The sequence below is a fragment of the Brevibacterium sp. NPDC056726 genome (assembly GCF_042790515.1).
Lineage (GTDB): Bacteria > Actinomycetota > Actinomycetes > Actinomycetales > Brevibacteriaceae > Brevibacterium > Brevibacterium sanguinis.
The window spans coordinates 319,025-336,906 of record NZ_JBHTYZ010000005.1; the positions used below are offsets into that span (position 1 = coordinate 319,025).

Below are 17,882 nucleotides of genomic sequence, written 5' to 3' on the forward strand. Positions count from 1 at the left end.
CACCACCGACCGACACCCGACCTCCGACCCGAAGCCTGAGGTGAGATGAGCACTGTCGAGAACGACTACGGCCATGTGTCCCCCCTGACTCCGATCTCGGCGTCCGTGTCGTCGTCGGGCCTCCTCGGCGATCTCGCCGAAGCCAGTCGCGCCCTGCCCGATGAGCTGTTCCGGCGCCTCTTCCAGGTCTCACGGTCACCGTCGCTGCTCATCGCCACCGACTACGACGGCACGATCGCGCCGATCGTCGCCAATCCCGCCGAGGCGTACCCGCTCGAGAGCTCGGTCGACTCGCTCCGCGCGCTCGCCCTGCTGCCGTCGACCTCGGCGGGCGTCATCTCCGGGCGCAGCCTCCGGGACCTCGCGGCGATGTCACGGCTGCCGCGCGAGGTCCACCTCTTCGGCTCCCACGGCGGCGAGACCGACAGCGAGGTGCACCGGGCGCTCGAACCGCGGCAGCGGACGGCACTCGCGGCCTTCCGCCGCGATCTCGTCGACACCCTGCCCGCCGAGGTGATCGAGCACAAGACGGCGGGTGCGGCAGTCCACCTGCGCGGCCTCGACGACGATGCCCGGCAGAAGGTCGAGGACGGCATCGCCGCGCTCGTGGAGAAGCACGAGATCTTCCCGACCCGGGGCAAGCAGGTCGTCGACCTCTCCGTCGTGCCCTCGTCGAAGGCCGAGGCCTTGGCGAATCTGCGCGCGGAGACGGGCGCCGAGGTCGTCGTCTTCATCGGCGATGACCGCTCCGACGAGCTCGCCCTCGAGATCCTCGGCGACTTCGACCTCGGTCTCAAGGTCGGCGACGACGGGACGGAGACCCACGCGGAGTTCCGCATCGATTCGCCCGACGTCGTCTCCGTCGTCCTCGCCGCGATCTACGAGCTGCGCAAGTCGTGGCTGTTCGGGCGCGAGGCGATCCCGATCCAGCGTCACAGCATGCTCGGCAACGGGCAGTCCACGGCCCTCGTCGACCCGGGCGGCAGCATCTGCTGGATGCCCCACCCGTTGCCGCACTCGTCGTCGATGTTCTCCGAGATCCTCGGGTCCGCGGCCGCCGGCTACTTCGCCGTGGGCGCCGAGTCCGGCGTCGACCCGCTCACCCAGCGCTACCTCACGCATTCGACGCTGCTCGAGACCCGGTGGCCGGGGCTCAGCTGCATCGACTACCTCGCGCCGGTCGACGGCGCGAGCGACGACACGATCGTCGTTCGCGTCCTCACCGGCGACGCGCCCGCACGGATCCGCTTCGCCCCGCGACTCGACTACGCCACCGTGCCGACCAGGCTCGCGCCGATCCGCGACGGGGTGCGCGTGCTCGGCACCTCGGAGCCGATCCGGCTCTTCGCCCCCGGCGTCGACTTCGAGATCGTCGAGTCGGGACAGTCCCAGACCGCCGAGGCGGTCGTGGTGCCCTCGGACTTCCCCGGCGGCCAGGTCGTCCTCGTCCTCGCGTGCGGGTCGGGCACCGGCGACGCCCGGTTCATCGCCGAGGGCGGAGAGGGCCATGTCCGGGATCGGGCGCTGAACTTCTGGCGCAACTGGGCGAGCACGCTCGCCATCCCCGGCCATCACCGCGAGGAGGTCATCCGGTCGGCGATCACCCTGCGCGCACTCTGCCACGAGCCCACCGGCGGCATCCTCGCCGCCCCGACGACCTCCCTGCCCGAGGGCATCGGCGGCGTCCGCAACTGGGACTACCGCTACACGTGGCTGCGCGACGGATCGATGACAGCGCGGGCGCTGCTGGCCCTCGGATCGACCGCCGAGGCGGAAGGGTTCCTCTCGTGGCTGACCGGGATCCTCTCCCACACGGTCGCCCCCGAACAGCTCCACCCGCTCTACGCCGTCGACGGTTCGGCACTGACCACCGAGGCGGTGCTCGCGCATCTGCCCGGATACGCCGGGTCGCGCCCGGTGCGAGTCGGCAACGCCGCTGAGCACCAGGTCCAGCTCGACGTCTTCGGGCCGGTCACCGAGCTCCTCGACGAACTCACCGAGCGCCTCGGCGAGCTGCCCGACGCCTACTGGACGCTGACGACCCAGATGGTCGAAGCGGTGAGCCGACGCTGGTTCGAAGCCGATCACGGCATCTGGGAGGCCCGGCGTGCGCCCAAGCACAACGTCTACACGCGCGTGATGTGCTGGGTGACCGTCGACCGCGCCCTGCGCATCGCCGAGCGCTTCGACAAGCAGCTGCCGGGGGCGTGGCGTCAGCTGCGCGAGGAGATCAAGAGCGACATCCTCACCCACGGCTTCAACGAGGAGGTCGGTGCCTTCACCGTCGCCTACGGGGAGCCGGATCTCGACGCGGCGGGTCTGTTCGTGGGTCTGAGCGGTCTGCTCGAGGCCGATGACCCGCGGTTCATCGCGACCGTCGACGCCATCGAACGGGAGCTGCGCGTCGGGCCCACGGTCTTCCGCTACCGCTACGATGACGGTCTGCCCGGTCTCGAGGGCGGGTTCCACATCTGCACGACGTGGCTCATCGAGGCGTTCATCAAGGTCGGTCGCATCGACGATGCGTGGGATCTCTTCCGGCAGCTCGACAATCTGCTCGGGCCCACCGGTCTGCTGCCCGAGGAGTACGATCCCGTCGCCGAGATGCACCTGGGCAACCATCCCCAGGCCTACTCTCATCTCGGCTACATCCGCGTCGCCCAGATGCTCGACGAGTACCGTCCCAGCTGAGCACCCCGCGCCTGACGCGTCGCGTCATATGGCTTGGCGTGGAGGCTCGCTCGACGCGTCGCCTCACTCGACGAGGAGGCTGACCATCTCCGCGATGCAGGCCGGCCTCTCCTGGCCCTCGATCTCGATGACGTGCCTGATGATCAGCTGCGTGCCCTTCGGGCTGCGCGTCACCTCGGTGAGGGTGGCGGTGTCGCGCAGCCGGGAGTCGACGAGGACGGGCTGCGGGAAGCGGACCTTGTTGAGCCCGTAGTTGATCTTCATCGACACTCCCTCGATCGCGAAGATCTCGGCGGAGAACTTCGGCAGGAGTGAGAGCGTGTAGAAGCCGTGGGCGATCGTCGCGCCGAACGGCCCGGCGGCCGCGCGCTCCTCATCGAGGTGGATCCACTGGTGGTCGTCTGTGGCGTCGGCGAACGCGGTGATCATGTCCTGGTCGACGGTCAGCCATTCCGACGTCCCGAGTTCCGTGCCGACGGCCGCCTCGACCTCGTCGATGCCGGTGAGTGTGCGCATGAGGGTCCCCCTTCGATCCGATGGCGTGGTCAGGCCGACGGCCGACATCAAGTTCCTTATCGGACATTCGATCGTCGACGGCCGTCCCCTCGCACTCTACTGCCGAACGCCGCTCCGCACACCCCTTCGATAGGTTGGGGAGATGACTTCGCCGAGCACCGACGACTCCGCACTGCTGACCCGACCGCACTCGCCGAGGTGGTTCGACCGTCCCGCCGACCACCGCACCTATGAGGCCGCATCGTTCGTCGGTCACGGGCGGGTCACGTTCGAGCGCTGCGCCGAGGAGCTGCTCCATTGGGAGGTCAAAACCCGCAGCGGCTTCGACATCGATCCCGCAGGCGTCCGGGTGGCCGCGGGACAGGAGCCGACGATCCGGGTGTGTCTGGGTCCGTTCCGTCTGCCGGAACCCTCGCAGGTGCTCGCCGTCATCGACGCAGACGACGTTCGCGGCTTCACCTACGGCACGAAGCCCGGCCACCCGATCACCGGCGAGGAGTCGTTCCTTCTCGTCCATCTCCCCGACGACCGGGTCTTCCTCGTCCTCCGCTCGGCCTCACGGGCCGGAATGGGGACCTGGCGCCTCGGCGAGCCCCTCGTGCGGATGGCGCAGGTCTTCTACCGACGGCGCTACGCCCGCGCCCTGCGCCGACGGTGAGTTGCGCCGGGCAGTCAGCTGCCCACGTCCGCGACGCCAGAATGCGTCGACAACGACCTGGCCTCAAACAACGAGCGCGGTGCGTGCGTTGAGCAGTGGCGGAGGAGTCTCAGCCCTTGATGCTGTCGCGGGCGGGGACGTACTCCCAGTGCCAGGGCTCGTACTTCGACGACTTGGCCCAGTCCGGGTTCTCCCAGCCGTACTTCCCGGCGTTCTTGACCAGCCAGTCCCACGGACCGGTCTTCGATTCGGTGCCGCCGCCGAGGTCGAGGGCGATGCCCCAGCCGTGCATCGACGTGCCCGGGCGGGCGGAGAGGCCGGGCTTGCGGCCGGCCACGGAGATCTGACCGGCGAGGTCGCGGTAGGAGTCGGTGATCGGGATCTCCTTGCCCGTCTCCTTCTTGTACGCGGCGTTCATCTCAGCGAATGACACCGCGGCATCGGCGCGCAGTCGGTGCCCGCCCTTGCCGAGGTCGCAGAGCCACTCTTCGGGCAGCTCGCCGTTGCTCGCTCCCGCGCTGTACTTCTGATCGGCCGAGCAGCCGGGCAGTGCGCTCTTCTCGATCGCGCGGCTCGCGGCCTGTGCGCCGTCCTGCTTCGCGCTCGGCGCGCCGATCTCGACGCTCGTCGTGTCGTCGGAGGCCGGAATCGCGGCGTCGACGGATTCGGCGCTCACCTGCTTGGGGCCGGCCTCGGCGGTCGCCTCGACCTTGACCTCGCTGCCGCCGCCCGCGGTGGCGAACATCACGGCGGCAACCGCGGCACCGGTCACGGACAGACCCGACAGGGCCGTGACCGTCGTCGCGCGCTTCCGGCGCACCGACCGCAGCAGCGCACCGTCGGAACCGCGGTGCCCGGAGTACCCGGCACCGACCGTTCCGTGGCCGGCCTCCTTGGCCATCGCCTCGCGCCGAGGCGACCCTGACGCAGTGCGCGCCTCCGCGGCCATCGCGGCGCGGCGGGGTGAGAGAGTCGAGTGTTGGGTGAGGTGAGAGGGGGTGGAGTGAGTGGAGGGGAGGGGTGCTGTGGGCGGGGTCTGGGGGGTCGACTGCCGGTTGCGGAGGTCTCTCCGCCGGACCGTTCCCGCTGCCGTCAGCTCACCCGTCATCATGCTCCAAGTCACCTGTGTCGTACCCATAGTTCAGCCGTCGAGAGGTCCCGACGGCTGGAAAACTCACTGTTACAGGAGTGTAACGGTTACATAACACCGTGTCATATCCGCGAACGAAACCGTGACCGATCCGGTCCGGGCATCCCACTGCCATCAGCGGCCGCCTCGGTGGGGGATCCCTACTCCACTCCGAGCTGCTGACGCAGGGCGATCGCCTGCGCTACGGCATCGGGGAAGATCACCTCGGTGCGGGCACCCCCGGTGTCGGGGTCGTTGCTGAAGACCAGCCGGATCCCGAGCAGCCGCGCCTGCCCCTGCGCGATGACGAGTCCGAGGCCCATGCCGCCGCCGCCGGCGGAGACGAACCGGGTCGGGCCCGTCTCGACGATGTCGGCCGGGTAGCCGGAGCCGGAGTCGGTGACGACGATGTGCTCGGGGCTCGTGGTCAGACGGATCGGGTCGGCTCCGTGTTTGATCGCGTTGACGAGCAGGTTGGAGATGATGCGCTCGAACCGGCGGACGTCGGTGACGAGGAGGGCGCCTCGGGCGTCGTACTGCGCGTCGATCTCATGCCCGGCGAGTGCTCCCGAGGCCGACATCGTGCCGAGCAGCGAGCGGATCGCCTGGTCGATGTCTATGCGGGTGAACTGCGGGTTCGCGCGTCCCGCGTCGAGCCGGGAGACCTCGAGGAGGTCCTCGACGAGGACCTGCATCCGCTGCACCCGATCCTTGACGAGCTCGGCCGGGCGCGAATCCTCGGTGAGCAGGCTCGCGGCGTTGACGAGCCCGGTGAGCGGGGTGCGCATCTCGTGTGCGAGGTCAGCGGTGAAGCGCTGTTCGGAGTCGATGCGCTCGCTCAGCCGCGTCACCGCGGTGTCGACCGCCGAGGCGAACGCCCACACCTCCTGATCCGATTCGTCGACGACGTCGGCGATCCGGATCGACGTGTCCCCGGCGGCGATCTTCCGTGCCGCCTGCGCGCCGAGGGTGAGCCGGCGGGAGATGCGGCCGGCGACGAGCGAACCGACACCGCCGACGACGAGGGCGGAGCCGATCATGCCGACGAGCAGTGCCTGGTCGATGCGGCCGATGAGCTCCTGGCTGTCGGCTGTCGACGCGCGCACGGAGATCACCTCGGTGTACGTGCCGACCTCGATCGGGGCCGCCGCCCACACGATCTCCTCCCCGTCGACCTCCGAGCGGATCGTCACCGACTGGCCCCTGAGCGCCTGCGCGCGGGCATCGGCGGGCAGCTGCGGATCGTCGATGCGGGCGTTGAGCGTGAGCACCCCGGTCTCGGAGAAGATGTTGACCGCGTTCGTCAGCTGGTCGGTCACGGTCGAGCGCATCCGGTCGTCCTCGGCCCGGGCCGCGGACTGGCGCAGGATGATGCTGCACGAGAGCACCGCGATGATCACGGACGCGACGATGAGGAGGGAGATCTTCCAGCGCAGCGACATGGCTCAGCCCGCGAAACGGTACCCGAAGCCGCGGACCGTCTCGATCATGTTCGCCCCGATCTTCTTGCGCAGGCGCTGGATGTGGACGTCGACGACCCGGGAGTCGCCGGCCCACTCGTAGCCCCACACCGTGAACGCGATCTTCTCCCGCGAGTACACGTGCTCGGGCTGCTCGGTGAGCAGCAGGAGGACGCGCAGCTCGGTCGGGGTGAGGTGGACCTCCTCACCGTCGACTTCGACGGTGAGCCGTCCGGTGTCGAGGACGAGGGATCCCAGCCGGGTGCGGAACGGTCCGAGCTCACCGGACTCCGGGGCCGCCTCGGCGGTCGTCTGCGGTGAGGACGCGGGACGCGGGGGGATCGCCACGTCGTGCGTGTCGGGGCCCGGTGACGACGTGAACTTCCCTCCGGCGCCGAGGTAGGTGTCATCGGCCGCGAGACGGGACTTGATCCGCTCCCGGGTGTCCATGCCGGGGCTCGGCCCGAGGACTTCGGGGATCCCGTCGCCGGTGATGACGCCGCCGGGGCCGATGACGGTTTCGTGTTCGTCGATCGCCTCGGTGGTGGGGGAGTGGCCGAGGCGGTCGGTGCCGGCGGTGATGAAACGGCGGACGACGGCGCGGATGCGGGCGTTGAGCACCTGCATGTCGAAGGGCTTGGTGAGGTAGTCGTCGGCGCCGGCCTCGAGGGCCTGGACGATGTCGATCGCATCCGAGCGGGCGGAGATGATGATGATCGGGATGGAGGAGCGCTCGCGGATCGCCCGGCAGATCGACGCGCCGTTCATCGTCGGGAGCATGAGGTCGAGGAGGAGGACGTCGGCACCGTGGGCGGCGACGAACTCATAGCCCTCACGGCCGTCGGCGAACGCCGACACCGTGTAATCGAACTGCTCGAGTCCGATCTGGGTTGTCTCGCGGATGACCTCGTCATCCTCGACCAGCACAATATGCATTACGACTCTCCATTTAGACGCGTGAAGCGTTGTCCCGGTTCAAACCTACCGTCATGCAGGCGGAATACCTGCACCGACCAGCCCGACGGGCAGCAGTCCTCATCACCGTCGGCGTACATCGCCTCCTGGACCACGAGGGTGCCGTTCCTGCCGGGACTGAGCGTGAGCTGATTGCCCGTGGCGATGAGCTCGAGGCGCGGTTCGCCCTCGAACTCGCTGACGACGACCCCGGCGATGACCTCGCTCATCTGCTGCGGGTTGAGCACCGTGACGACCTGGAACTTCCGGTCGCCGCTGAGGAACGGGGTGCCGAACTTCATGCACTCCTGGCAGTCGGCGACGACCTTCGCGGTCTCCGACGCCCGACCGGTCACCGCGACCCCCGAGCTGTCCTCGACGAGGGTGCGGATGTCGGCAAGCGAATACGGCTTGTCCGCGGGCCCGGAGTCCTCGTTCGACTCGTCGAAGAGCGTCGGCGAGGTGCTTCCCGCGGGCTCGACGCGCAGCCCCCTGTCCGGCCCGCAGGCCGCGAGCGCGACGAGCAGCGCAAGAGCGCAGGCACACGCGACCAGCGTCCTGAGACCGCCTCTGGTCAGGACGCCTGCCGTGACGGCAGCGCGCGACGCGTGCGCAGACCTGCGCACTGGTGTGGGGATGGGCACGCTGTCATTTTCGCGTGTTCCCCCGCACTCGTCCACTTGGTCCGGGTTCCGGGGTCTGTGCGGGTGTCGGTTTCTGGAGATAGTCGGGAGCCGGATTCGGGGGCGGGAGGCTGGTGGGTGCGGTGGTTGCCGGGTATCGGGTTCATAGTCACTCGGCTGTCGCGTTCAGGGCCGTTCGGCAGTCGGGTCGAGGGTCGCTCGGCTGTCGCCTCTCAGCCCGAGTCGGTACCCTGGTGGTATGGCAACGTCGAACTCCGCGAAGAAGTCCTCCAGCACCGTGTCCTACAAGGATGCGCTCAAAGTGGGGCTGGTCTGCGGCGTCGCCGTTCTCATCCTCTCGATCATCGTCACCCGTGCGTGGCAGGACTCCGATGCGTTCGGTTATGCCTTCATCTACGCCGGGATCGCATTCGTCCTCGTCAGCGCTCTGTCCGCGGTGCTCAACTGGGTGATGCGCAACGACACGCAGAACGACGACCAGTCCTACCCCGTCCTCAAGTAGGGACTTCCGGGAAGTAGAGCTTCCGGGCGGGCACGAGGATCGTCGAACCGCCTCGTGTTCCCACCCGACCGCCGCCCTCACCTCAGCTCACACGCTCGACTCGGGAGCCGCCTCGGCGCAGGATGACGGCAAGGGCACCGACACCGGCGAGGACGGCCAGGCCGCTGAGGGCCGCGAACATCGGGCCATCAGTCTGGGCGACGGACTGTCCGCGCAGCGCCTGCACGGTGGCCAGGGCGACGACGCCGAGGTAGAACAGCGCGACGATCCGCACGAGGCCGACCCGCACCGATGCCGGCCGCAGCCGCGGCCACCGACGCCCGAGGAGGACGAGTCCGAGGGCGGCGAACGGGATGATCTGGAGCGCGTGGATCCCGAGGAAATGGGGGACGCGGATGTCGCCCGCCTCGGTGTTCCAGCCGGTGATCGGCATCATCGGTCCGCCGTCGACGGCCCCGACGCTGTGGGCGCCGGCCAGACCCTGCGCCTCGGCGGCGTCCATGTCGACGACGTTGAGCTCGCCGACGGTCATCAGGAACGCGATCGCCATGCCGATGAGGCCGATCGCGGTGCCCCAGCGGATGCCGGCGGCGATGCCCCGGTCGGGCAGTCGGCGGAACGCGAGCACGAAGCCGAGGACGAGATTCGCCAGCCACACCACGGTGATGAGCCCGCCCATGCCGTAGTACAGGCCCGCGTCGAGGGGTGTGCGCACGTTGAAATGGCTCATCTGCCCGCGGATGATCTGCACGACGATGAAGGCGAGCTCGACCGAGATCCCGATCGCGATGATCGTTCCGAGCACCCGGCCGATGCGGCTGCGGCGGGGCAGGAACTGGAGCATCCAGGCGATCGTCACGGTGTAGATCGCGATCGAGATGCCGAACTTCGCGGCCTTGTGCCAGATCGGCGCGCCGACGAGGGTGCGGTCGTCGGTGAAGTACCCGACGATGGCGATGACGGCGATGAGGGCGGCGAAGACCGCGGCAGCGATGAGGGGGCGATGGAGTCGGGAGAGTCCGGAGACGATCGTCGCCGGACGCAGGGTGGTCTCGCCGAGGCGGCCCGTCGACGCGGGGGTCGCGCCGTTCTCCCGGGGTCGTCCGACGTCATTGTCAGATAGTCCGCTATCCATAAACAGATAGTAGACTATCCGTAGTGGGCGTGCAAGAGTGTTCGCCGACGGAACTGATGGGGAGGGCGATGCGGATTTCTCAGCTCAGCGAGCAGACCGGGGTGCCGATCCCGCGGATCAAGTACTACATCCGCGAGGGCCTCGTGCCGCGGGCGACCGTCACTGCCGAGGATCCCGGGGGGTACGGCAGCGACCATGTCCACCGGGTGCGGCTCGTGCGCGCGATGGTGACGATCGGCGGCATGTCGATCGCGTCGGCGCGGGCGGTGCTCGCCGAGCTCGATTCACCCCAGCCGCAGGTGCCCGTCGCGCTCGGTCAGGCGATCATCGGGGTCAACTCCCGCCCCGGCGACCCCGATCCCGGCGGTGGGACGCCGAGTGCCCGCGAGCAGGCCGCCGCCCTCATCGATGCCCTCATCGCCGACCGCGACTGGAATCTCGCAGCCGATGAGCCGGCGCTCGGCCCGCTCATCACCGCAGTGGAGACGATGATCGACACGGGGCATGAGGATCTGCTCGGCCATCTCGATGTCTACGCCGAGGCGGCCGAGCGCATCGCCGACGCCGACGTTGCCAGCCTCGCCCCCACTGACGACCCCGCGACGATCGTCGAGAAGTCCGTTCTCGGGACGGTGCTCGGCTCGGTCTTCATCGACAGTCTGCGCAAGCTCGCGCACTCCGACCGGGCGAGACGCCTCTTCTGGCCGGCCGAGGACCTCGCGCGCGCAGCGCGGGAGGGTTCCCGGGAGGAGGGAGAGTCCGGGAGGTCCGGCGAGTCCGGGGAGGTGGGAGAGTCCGGGAGGTCCGGCGAGTCCGGGGAGCCTGGAGGGGTGCCGTCGCAGCCGGATGCCGGGCCGCAGGGGACCAGCGAGGGGCCGGAAGGGGCCTAGAAGTGCCCGGTCTGGGCCCGGCTCTCAGGTCTGCGGAAGGGTGAAGGCGATTGTGCGCCGCCCCCAGGGTGATTTCGGAGCTGAAATCACCAGGGAAGCGGCGCAGAACCTTGGGGCCCGCCCCGCCGGAGGACCCCTCTACCGGAACCGCAGGAGCCGGAGGCTGTTGAGGATGACGAACACCGAGGAGAACGCCATCGCGGCACCGGCGATCATCGGGCTGAGCAGTCCGGCCGCGGCGATCGGGATCGCCGCCGTGTTGTAGGCGAAGGCCCAGAACAGGTTGCCCTTGATGAGGCCGAGCGTCCGCCGCGACAGGCGGATCGCCTGCGGGATCTGCCGCGGATCCGACCGCACCATCGTGATGTCCGAGGCGGCCATCGCCGCGTCCGTGCCCGAGCCCATCGCGATGCCGAGGTCGGCGCCGGCCAGGGCCGCGGCATCGTTGATGCCGTCGCCGACCATCGCGACCGAGCGCCCGTCCGCCTGGAGTTCGTCGACGACGGCGATCTTGCCCTCGGGACGGACGTCGGCGAAGACCTCGGTGATCCCGAGTTTGCCGGCGACCGCCTCGGCGGCTGAGGCATTGTCCCCGGTCAGCAGCACCGTGCGCAGACCGAGGCGATGGAGTTCGGAGATCGCCGAGGCGGCCCCGTCCCTCACCTCGTCGGCGACGAACGTCAGCCCGCGGAAGTCCCCGTCGACGGCGAGTGCGACGATCGTCGCGCCCGCCGGAACGGCGTCGGGGGCGACGTCGACCGTGATCCCGCGTTCGCCGAGCAGATCGGGCCGACCGGCGATGACCTCGCGTCCGTCGATCCTCGCCTCGAGCCCTCCGCCGGGGATCGCGGCGAAGTCCTCGACCCTCGCCGAGGCGGTCGCCGCCCCGGCAGTGACACGCTCCGCCCGTGACGCCTCGACGATCGCGCGGGCCACCGGGTGCTCGCTCTGCTCTTCGAGGCGGGCGAGCACGGCGAAGTCCGCGTCGGACAGCTGCGAGCCGATGAGCGTCATCACGCCCGTCGTCAGGGTGCCGGTCTTGTCGAGCACGACGGTGTCGATCGACCGCGTCGACTCGAGCGCCTCGGGGCCCGAGACGAGGATCCCCAGCTGCGAACCGCGGCCCGAGGACACGGCGAGGGCCGTCGGGGTCGCCAGCCCGAGCGCACAGGGACACGCGATGATGAGCACCGTGAGCGCCGCATGCAGGCCCATCGCCCAGTCGCCGCTGATGAGACCCCACGCGAGGAACGTCAGCACGCTGATGACGAAGACGATCGGCACGAACACCGCCGAGATGCGATCGGCGAGGCGCTGCACGGCCGGTTTGCCCAGCTGTGCGCGGCTGACGAGATCGGCCATCGCCGCCAGCGTCGTCTCCGCGCCGACGCGTTCGGCGCGGACCTCGAGCACCCCTGAGGTGTTGATCGTCGCACCGGTGACGGTGTCGCCGACCCCGACCTCGACGGGGGTGGATTCACCGGTGAGCATCGCCTCGTCGACGGCCGAGTGACCGGCGACGATGACCCCGTCGGTGGCGATCTTCTCGCCCGGACGGACGCGGAAGACGTCACCGACGCGCAGCTCCGCGATGGGCACCTGCACTTCGACGCGCTCGCCGGAACCGGACAGGTCACCTGAATGACCGGACAGGTCACCCGAATGAGGAGACCCCGGACCGGAAACGGATGAGCCCTCGCCTGCCCCCGCCTCGGCGCCGGGAGAACCGGGATCGACCGAGCGCAGCACGGTCGCCGACTTCGCTCCGAGGTCGAGCAGCTTGCGCAGGGCGGCGGTCGCCCGGTTCTTCGCGCGATCCTCGGTGAGCTTGCCGATGAGGAGGAACACGGTGATCGCCGCGGCCGCCTCGAACCACACATGGTAGGTCCCGGGAATCGCCCAGCCGTGCCCGTCGACGACCGCCCGCAGCAGCGTCGCGTACGAGTACCCGCTGGCGACGATGATGCCGACGCTGACGAGGGTGTCCATCGTCGTCGACCCGCCCCGGGCGGCCTTGAACGCCGCGGAATGGAACGGCCACGCACCCCATGTGACGACCGGGAGGGCGAGGAGCCCGACGACCCACTGCCAGCCCGGGAAGTGCCAGCTCATCACCATCGAGACGGCGATGATCGGCACCGCGAGGATGAGGGAGCCGATGAACCGCGGCCGGAGGTGGCGGGGGTCGTAGTCGACGATCTCGGGACCCGCCGAGGCGGCCTTCCGCACGCTCGCCCCGTACCCGGCCTTCTCGACGGCGGCGGTGACGTCGCCGTCGGTGAGGTCGGAGTCGATGACGACGTGGGCGGTGTTGAGCGGCAGATTGACCTCAGCGGTCACCCCGTCGAGGCGCGAGAGCCTCTTCTCGATCCGGGCCGAGCACGATGCGCAGGTCATTCCCGTGATGTCGAGATCAACCTCGCGCGACATCACTTGACCTCGTAGCCCGCTTCGTCGACCGCGGCGCGGATGTCCGCGTCGTCCAGGTCGGTGGTCGAGGTGATCGTCACGGGGGAGTCCCCGCCGGCGTTGAGGTCGACGGCGACGTCGGTCACGCCGGTCAGCGCGCCGATCTCCTCAGTGACAGAGGCGACGCAGTGGCCGCAGGTCATTCCGCTGACGGTGATCGTGGTGGTGGTCATGTCTCCTGCTTTCTTCGCACGTCTCGCCGGCCGGTCGACCGGCGATCGACGCCGTGCCTCATCAGGTCAGCGCCGCCTCGGCGGGATGACCGTCCCGAGAGGAAGGGGGACGGAGCCCTGGAGGGGCGCTCAGCTCTTGATGAGTCGGGCGATGGCGGCTGAAGCCTCCTCGATCTTCTTGCGCGCTTCGTCCTCGCCGGCGGCGGAGGCGTCGACGACGCAGTGAGCGATATGCTCTTCGAGGAGGTTGATGGAGACCGCGTGCAGTGCGGCTGTGGCTGCCGAGACCTGGGTGAGGATGTCGATGCAGTACTTGTCCTCATCGATCATCTTCGCGATCCCGCGGACCTGTCCTTCGATCCGCTTCATCCGGCGTTCCAGAGCGTCTTTCTGCGGGGTGTATCCATGTTGCTCAGTCATGACCTGACTTTATACCCCCATAGGGTATCGCGCAACCCCCGCCGAGGCGGTCTCTGTGCGATTCGTCTCATCACCCCGCCCGCGTCGCCCCGGTGCTCCTAGAATCGAGGCATGCGTGCTGTCAGACTGTTCCGCTTCCCCGTCAAGGGGTTCCCGGCAGAGGAGATCGCCGAGGCGGTCGTCGATGCGAACCGCGGCATCCTCGGCGACCGGGTCGCCGCCTTCACGAACGGAAGCCTCGACGTCCCCGCCGACCAGTGGCAGCGATACTCCGCCTTCACGGTCCTGAAAAACGACCCTGACCTGCAGAGATGGCAGGTGGCCAGTGCACCCGCCGAGGCGGTCCCCGCACTCACCCTGACCGCGCCGGACGGGGAGGCGACGACCTTCCGCGTCGACGACCTCGAGAGCCGGGCCGCGGCGGCGGAGTTCCTCGGCGCCCGCATACCCCCACAGGGCAGTTTTCCGCGCAGTCTCGTCGTCGCCGGACAGGGCATGTTCGACTCCCGCGAGTCCGGGATCTCGCTCATCAACCCCGCCACGGTCGCAGCCATCGGCGCCACCGACGAGGGACGGGCGGCACTCGGCGCCGGCGACGACCTCGACCCGCTGCGGTTCCGCGGCAACGTCCTCCTCGACGGGCTCGCGCCGTTCGCCGAGTTCGGTCTCATCGGCCGGATCGTCCGCCTCGGCGGGGTGCGGCTGGCGATCAGCCAGGCCATCGAACGCTGCCCGGCGACGACCGTCAACCCGGTGACCACCGAGGTTGACGTCAACGTTCCGCGCCTGCTGGCCTCCGCGTGCGGCCACGTCCACTGCGGCGTCTATGGGCGCATCCTCGAGTCCGGGGTGATCACCGCCGGCGATGAGATCGTCATCGAGGGCGAGGCGCCCCGGGAGCATGTGCCCACGGCGCGGACCCCGCGCTTCATGACGGTGCTCGACTCCCGGCAGATCTGCCACGACACCGTGGAGATCTCCCTGCGCGACGAACTCGGCTGGATCCGCGAGTTCGACGAACCGGGGACCAATCTGCGCGTCCACCTCGAACTCGGGGCGCCGTTCTGGCGGACCTATACGATCACCGACGTCACCGATGACATCGTCTCGATCGCCGTGCGCACGCAGGGCAAGGGGTCCCGCGCCGTTGCGAGCCTGCCGGCCGGGGAACGGGTGCTCGCGTCAGGACCGCACGGCACGATGACGGCAGATCGCGTCTTCGGCGGCACGACGGCGCTCATCACCGCAGGCATCGGGATCACCCCGAGCCTCGGACTGCTGCGCGAGGCGACCCGTCAGCCGGTCGCCGTCGGGGCCGGTGGCGCCGGCGGCGGCAGCGCTCTGCCCGCAGCCGAGCGGCTCAGGCTCCTCCACGTCGACCGGGACCAGCGCACGGCGTGCCTGTGGAATCGGCTCCTCGACCGCGCCCACGGCACCGGTCTCCCCGTCGAGGCGCAGCATCGGGACACTGCGGTGGCCGGCCGGCCCGACCACGCCGAGCTCGTCGCGCTGCTGACCGGCTGCGACAACGTCATGGTGTGCGGACCCGCGGACTTCACGCGCGCCGTCCTCGCCGCGGCCGATGAAGCCGGGGTGCCCGGCGTCCACCAGGAGACCTTCGCGTCCCCGCGGTCCGGGATGACCGAGGCGATCGCCGAATGGCCTCCCGCCGAGGTGACGCTTGCCGATTCGGGGACGAGCTTCCTCTGGGAGCCGACCCAGGGCACCCTCCTCGAGGCGCTCGAGGCGCGCGGCATGCAGGCGGCGAGTTCGTGCCGGGGCGGATCGTGCGGCACCTGCTCGGTGCGGCTCGCCGCCGGTTCCGTCGCCTACCCGATCGAACCGGCTGCCCAGGTCGCCGCGGACGAGGTGCTCGTGTGCTCGGCCGTGCCCGCCGGTCCGATCAGCCTCGCCCTCTGACGGATCCGACCGGACCGGACAGCCCGGGCCGGACAGGCCGGGTGACGCGATCCCAGCACGGCCGGGTGACACAATGGGGCCATGACGACCCCGGCCGACGAGACGACGCGTCCGACGCTCTCGCGCGCGCTCGTGCGTCCCGTCGTGCGGCTCAGCCGCCGGGTGCGCTACGGGGTCGCCGGGCGGATCATGTTCGCGAACTCGGTCATGCTCGTCGGCATCATGGTCCTGACGACGAGCCTGCTCTACCTCCAGCTCTCGCAGATCAACACCGCCCGGCAGCAGGATCTCCTCCGCTCGGCCGCGGACAGCATCTCGCTGTCCCTCGGCATCGTCGACGCCGGAAACACCGACCTCAGCGATGACCTCCTCGCGCCGTCCTCCCGCGCCGACGTGCGCTCGATGCTCGACAACGTCGTCAACGAGTATCAGTTCGACACCGCAGCGGTCGTGCCGATCGACTACCTGCGCACCCCGCCCTCGCTCGGGTCCGCCGATCGCCGGGTCGCGATGGAGCGCAACATCGTCACCGCATCCTCGGGTGACATCCCCGATGACTCGATCGACCAGCTCGCCGCGTCGATCGGCCCCACCCGCATCCTCAGCGGGCGCTCCGTCGTCCGGTTCCTCGACGACGGCGGGGAGGGCGGCGGCACGATGTACGTCGTCACCCCGGTCTTCGCGAAGCATCTGGGCATCGACGAGGTGGGACCGAACACCGTCGTCGGCGCCGTCATCGTCGGCAACTCCGCCGACGCCGTCCGGGCCGGCTTCCTCGCCCAGAGCAAATGGCTCATCGGCATCGCGATCGCGACTCTGCTGCTCGGCATCGGCGCCTCGTGGGTGACCTCGCGCGGTCTGCGCCGAGTCACCGGCGACTACGGCGCCAACGAGCTGCGGGGCATCATCGAGTTCTACTCCTCCGTGCTCAAAGCGGTCTCCGAGGGTCTGCTGCTCATCGACCGGTCGCTCGGGATCGTCCTCATCAACGCCGAGGCGCGCCAACTCCTCGGCCTCCCGAGCGTCGGCACGAAGCGGCAGGGTGCGGGGTCGGCGGCGGATGGTACGGGGTCCGCCGAGGATGCGGGCGCGGGTCCCGGTGACGCGGCAGGCGTGGGATCCGACGAGACTCGTGGGCAGACCGGAACGACCGCGGACTCCGCAACGACCTCGGGAACAGGAACTACCGCGACCGACGGAACCCCTGCGGATTCCCGGGCGAAGCGGGACACCGAGGTGACTGCGGACACCGAGGTGACCGGGGCCTCCGCGACCGCCTCGGCGAGCGCCACACCCACCACCGCCTCGGCGAGCTCGAAGTCCACCACGACCACTCCCGACGCCGTCGAATCGACGACACCCGAGGGCGGCATCCCGCTGTCGGACCTCGAGCTGCCCGAGGCGCTCATCGACCTCCTGGCGTCGGGCCGCTGGGCCCGCAACGAGTTCCACTACACCGACGATCGGGTGCTCATCGTCAACCAGCAGCCGACCGATGAGGGCAGCGACACGTGGGTCGTGACGATGCGCGATCACACCGAGCTCGCCGAGCTCACCGGTGAGCTCGTCTCGGTGCGCTCGTTCTCCGATTCGCTGCGCGCGCAGACCCACGAGTACGCGAACCGCCTGCACATGGTCATCTCCCTCCTCGAGACCGGTCATGTCGACGAGGCGATCGACTTCGCCGCGAAGGACCTCGACGACCTCAGCCGGGTCACCGGCGACGGGCAGATGAGCTTCGACCATCCCGTCCTCTCGGCGCTCCTGCTCTCGAAGATCGCCCAGGCCGGCGAGGTCGGCATCGACATGACGGTCGACACGGTCGGACTCACCGGCAGCCTCGGCGGGGATGACCGGGACCTCGCGACGATCCTCGGCAACCTCATCGACAATGCCTTCGACGCCCTGAGCAGGCAGGACGTGCTGCCGGAGAACAAGCGCGTCCACGTCCACCTCAGCGGCGCGGGCGGTGCGAGCGGGTTCACGATCGAGGTCAGCGACGACGGACCCGGCATCGCCGAGGAGGACCTCGACGCGATCTTCGAGCGGGGCTGGTCGACGAAGCACGACGGGGTGACGACCGACAGCGGGCGCGGCCGCCAGCAGACGGGCACCAGGGGAGTCGGACTCTCGCTCGTCGTCCAGGCCGTCCGCCGCCTCGGCGGGGCCATCGACGTCCAGGGCCGCGGCGAGGACGGAGACGAGTTCAGCGGGGCCGTGCTCACCGTCTGGCTGCCCGACGACATGGCCGCCGCACAGCGGACTCGGACTACCGAACAGTAGCGCCGGAGCGGGCCACAGGGAGGCTTGCCGACCGGCGC

The 17,882-nt window shown here is 69.6% G+C and carries 15 protein-coding genes; 6 read left to right on the forward strand and 9 right to left on the reverse strand.

The window, feature by feature from the left end:
- Nucleotides 1-45: 45 nt before the first annotated feature.
- Complete coding sequence (otsB, locus tag ACFQ91_RS12675; protein ID WP_198499976.1) at nt 46-2,691, forward strand: trehalose-phosphatase; 2,646 nt, start codon at nt 46-48, stop codon at nt 2,689-2,691.
- A 63-nt stretch (nt 2,692-2,754) separates the two neighbouring features.
- Here otsB and ACFQ91_RS12680 read toward each other — a convergent pair whose 3' ends face one another.
- Complete coding sequence (locus ACFQ91_RS12680; RefSeq protein WP_137824925.1) at nt 2,755-3,207, reverse strand: MaoC family dehydratase; 453 nt, start codon at nt 3,205-3,207, stop codon at nt 2,755-2,757.
- Nucleotides 3,208-3,349: 142 nt separating this feature from the next.
- On the opposite strand from ACFQ91_RS12680, the gene ACFQ91_RS12685 reads away from it, so the two are divergent.
- Nucleotides 3,350-3,865, forward strand: coding sequence for a DUF1990 family protein (locus ACFQ91_RS12685; RefSeq protein ID WP_198499975.1), 516 nt, complete (start codon nt 3,350-3,352; stop codon nt 3,863-3,865).
- 109 nt (nt 3,866-3,974) lie between these two features.
- On the opposite strand, the gene ACFQ91_RS12690 is transcribed toward ACFQ91_RS12685, so the two are convergent.
- The 4 genes from ACFQ91_RS12690 to ACFQ91_RS12705 form a co-directional block, all read right to left on the reverse strand.
- Nucleotides 3,975-4,766, reverse strand: coding sequence for a D-alanyl-D-alanine carboxypeptidase family protein (locus tag ACFQ91_RS12690; protein ID WP_232623761.1), 792 nt, complete (start codon nt 4,764-4,766; stop codon nt 3,975-3,977).
- A gap of 389 nt (nt 4,767-5,155) precedes the next feature.
- Entirely contained in the window at nt 5,156-6,436 is a 1,281-nt protein-coding gene (locus tag ACFQ91_RS12695; protein ID WP_198499974.1) for a HAMP domain-containing sensor histidine kinase, read from the reverse strand.
- Nucleotides 6,437-6,439: 3 nt separating this feature from the next.
- On the reverse strand, nt 6,440-7,390 hold the full coding sequence (locus ACFQ91_RS12700; RefSeq protein WP_198499973.1) for a response regulator transcription factor: 951 nt from the start codon (nt 7,388-7,390) through the stop codon (nt 6,440-6,442).
- A complete protein-coding gene (locus ACFQ91_RS12705) occupies nt 7,390-8,052 on the reverse strand; it encodes a hypothetical protein (protein WP_232623760.1) in 663 nt (220 codons plus the stop codon). Before ACFQ91_RS12705 ends, ACFQ91_RS12700 begins: the two co-directional genes overlap by 1 nt.
- A gap of 238 nt (nt 8,053-8,290) precedes the next feature.
- Here ACFQ91_RS12705 and ACFQ91_RS12710 point away from each other — a divergent pair, with 238 nt between their 5' ends.
- Complete coding sequence (locus ACFQ91_RS12710) at nt 8,291-8,554, forward strand: hypothetical protein (RefSeq protein WP_137824930.1); 264 nt, start codon at nt 8,291-8,293, stop codon at nt 8,552-8,554.
- Nucleotides 8,555-8,636: 82 nt separating this feature from the next.
- Here the strand turns inward: ACFQ91_RS12710 and ACFQ91_RS12715 are convergent, their stop codons facing one another.
- Complete coding sequence (locus ACFQ91_RS12715; protein WP_198499972.1) at nt 8,637-9,689, reverse strand: hypothetical protein; 1,053 nt, start codon at nt 9,687-9,689, stop codon at nt 8,637-8,639.
- A 68-nt stretch (nt 9,690-9,757) separates the two neighbouring features.
- Between ACFQ91_RS12715 and ACFQ91_RS12720 the strand changes: the two genes are divergently transcribed.
- On the forward strand, nt 9,758-10,579 hold the full coding sequence (locus ACFQ91_RS12720; RefSeq protein ID WP_198499971.1) for a MerR family transcriptional regulator: 822 nt from the start codon (nt 9,758-9,760) through the stop codon (nt 10,577-10,579).
- 138 nt (nt 10,580-10,717) lie between these two features.
- Here ACFQ91_RS12720 and ACFQ91_RS12725 read toward each other — a convergent pair whose 3' ends face one another.
- The 3 genes from ACFQ91_RS12725 to ACFQ91_RS12735 all read right to left on the reverse strand — a co-directional run bounded on the left by ACFQ91_RS12725 (nt 10,718) and on the right by ACFQ91_RS12735 (nt 13,641).
- A complete protein-coding gene (locus ACFQ91_RS12725; protein WP_376870089.1) occupies nt 10,718-13,009 on the reverse strand; it encodes a heavy metal translocating P-type ATPase in 2,292 nt (763 codons plus the stop codon).
- Nucleotides 13,009-13,221 carry a heavy-metal-associated domain-containing protein gene (locus tag ACFQ91_RS12730; protein WP_198499969.1) on the reverse strand — a complete coding sequence of 71 codons (213 nt, stop codon included), beginning with the start codon at nt 13,219-13,221 and terminating at the stop codon, nt 13,009-13,011. The genes ACFQ91_RS12725 and ACFQ91_RS12730 overlap by 1 nt, the downstream gene beginning before the upstream one ends.
- Nucleotides 13,222-13,350: 129 nt before the next feature.
- A complete protein-coding gene (locus ACFQ91_RS12735; RefSeq protein WP_137824935.1) occupies nt 13,351-13,641 on the reverse strand; it encodes a metal-sensitive transcriptional regulator in 291 nt (96 codons plus the stop codon).
- A gap of 111 nt (nt 13,642-13,752) precedes the next feature.
- Here ACFQ91_RS12735 and ACFQ91_RS12740 point away from each other — a divergent pair, with 111 nt between their 5' ends.
- On the forward strand, nt 13,753-15,561 hold the full coding sequence (locus tag ACFQ91_RS12740; RefSeq protein WP_198499968.1) for an MOSC domain-containing protein: 1,809 nt from the start codon (nt 13,753-13,755) through the stop codon (nt 15,559-15,561).
- Between the two features lie 81 nt (nt 15,562-15,642).
- On the forward strand, nt 15,643-17,844 hold the full coding sequence (locus tag ACFQ91_RS12745; RefSeq protein WP_198499967.1) for an ATP-binding protein: 2,202 nt from the start codon (nt 15,643-15,645) through the stop codon (nt 17,842-17,844).
- Nucleotides 17,845-17,882 lie beyond the last annotated feature (38 nt).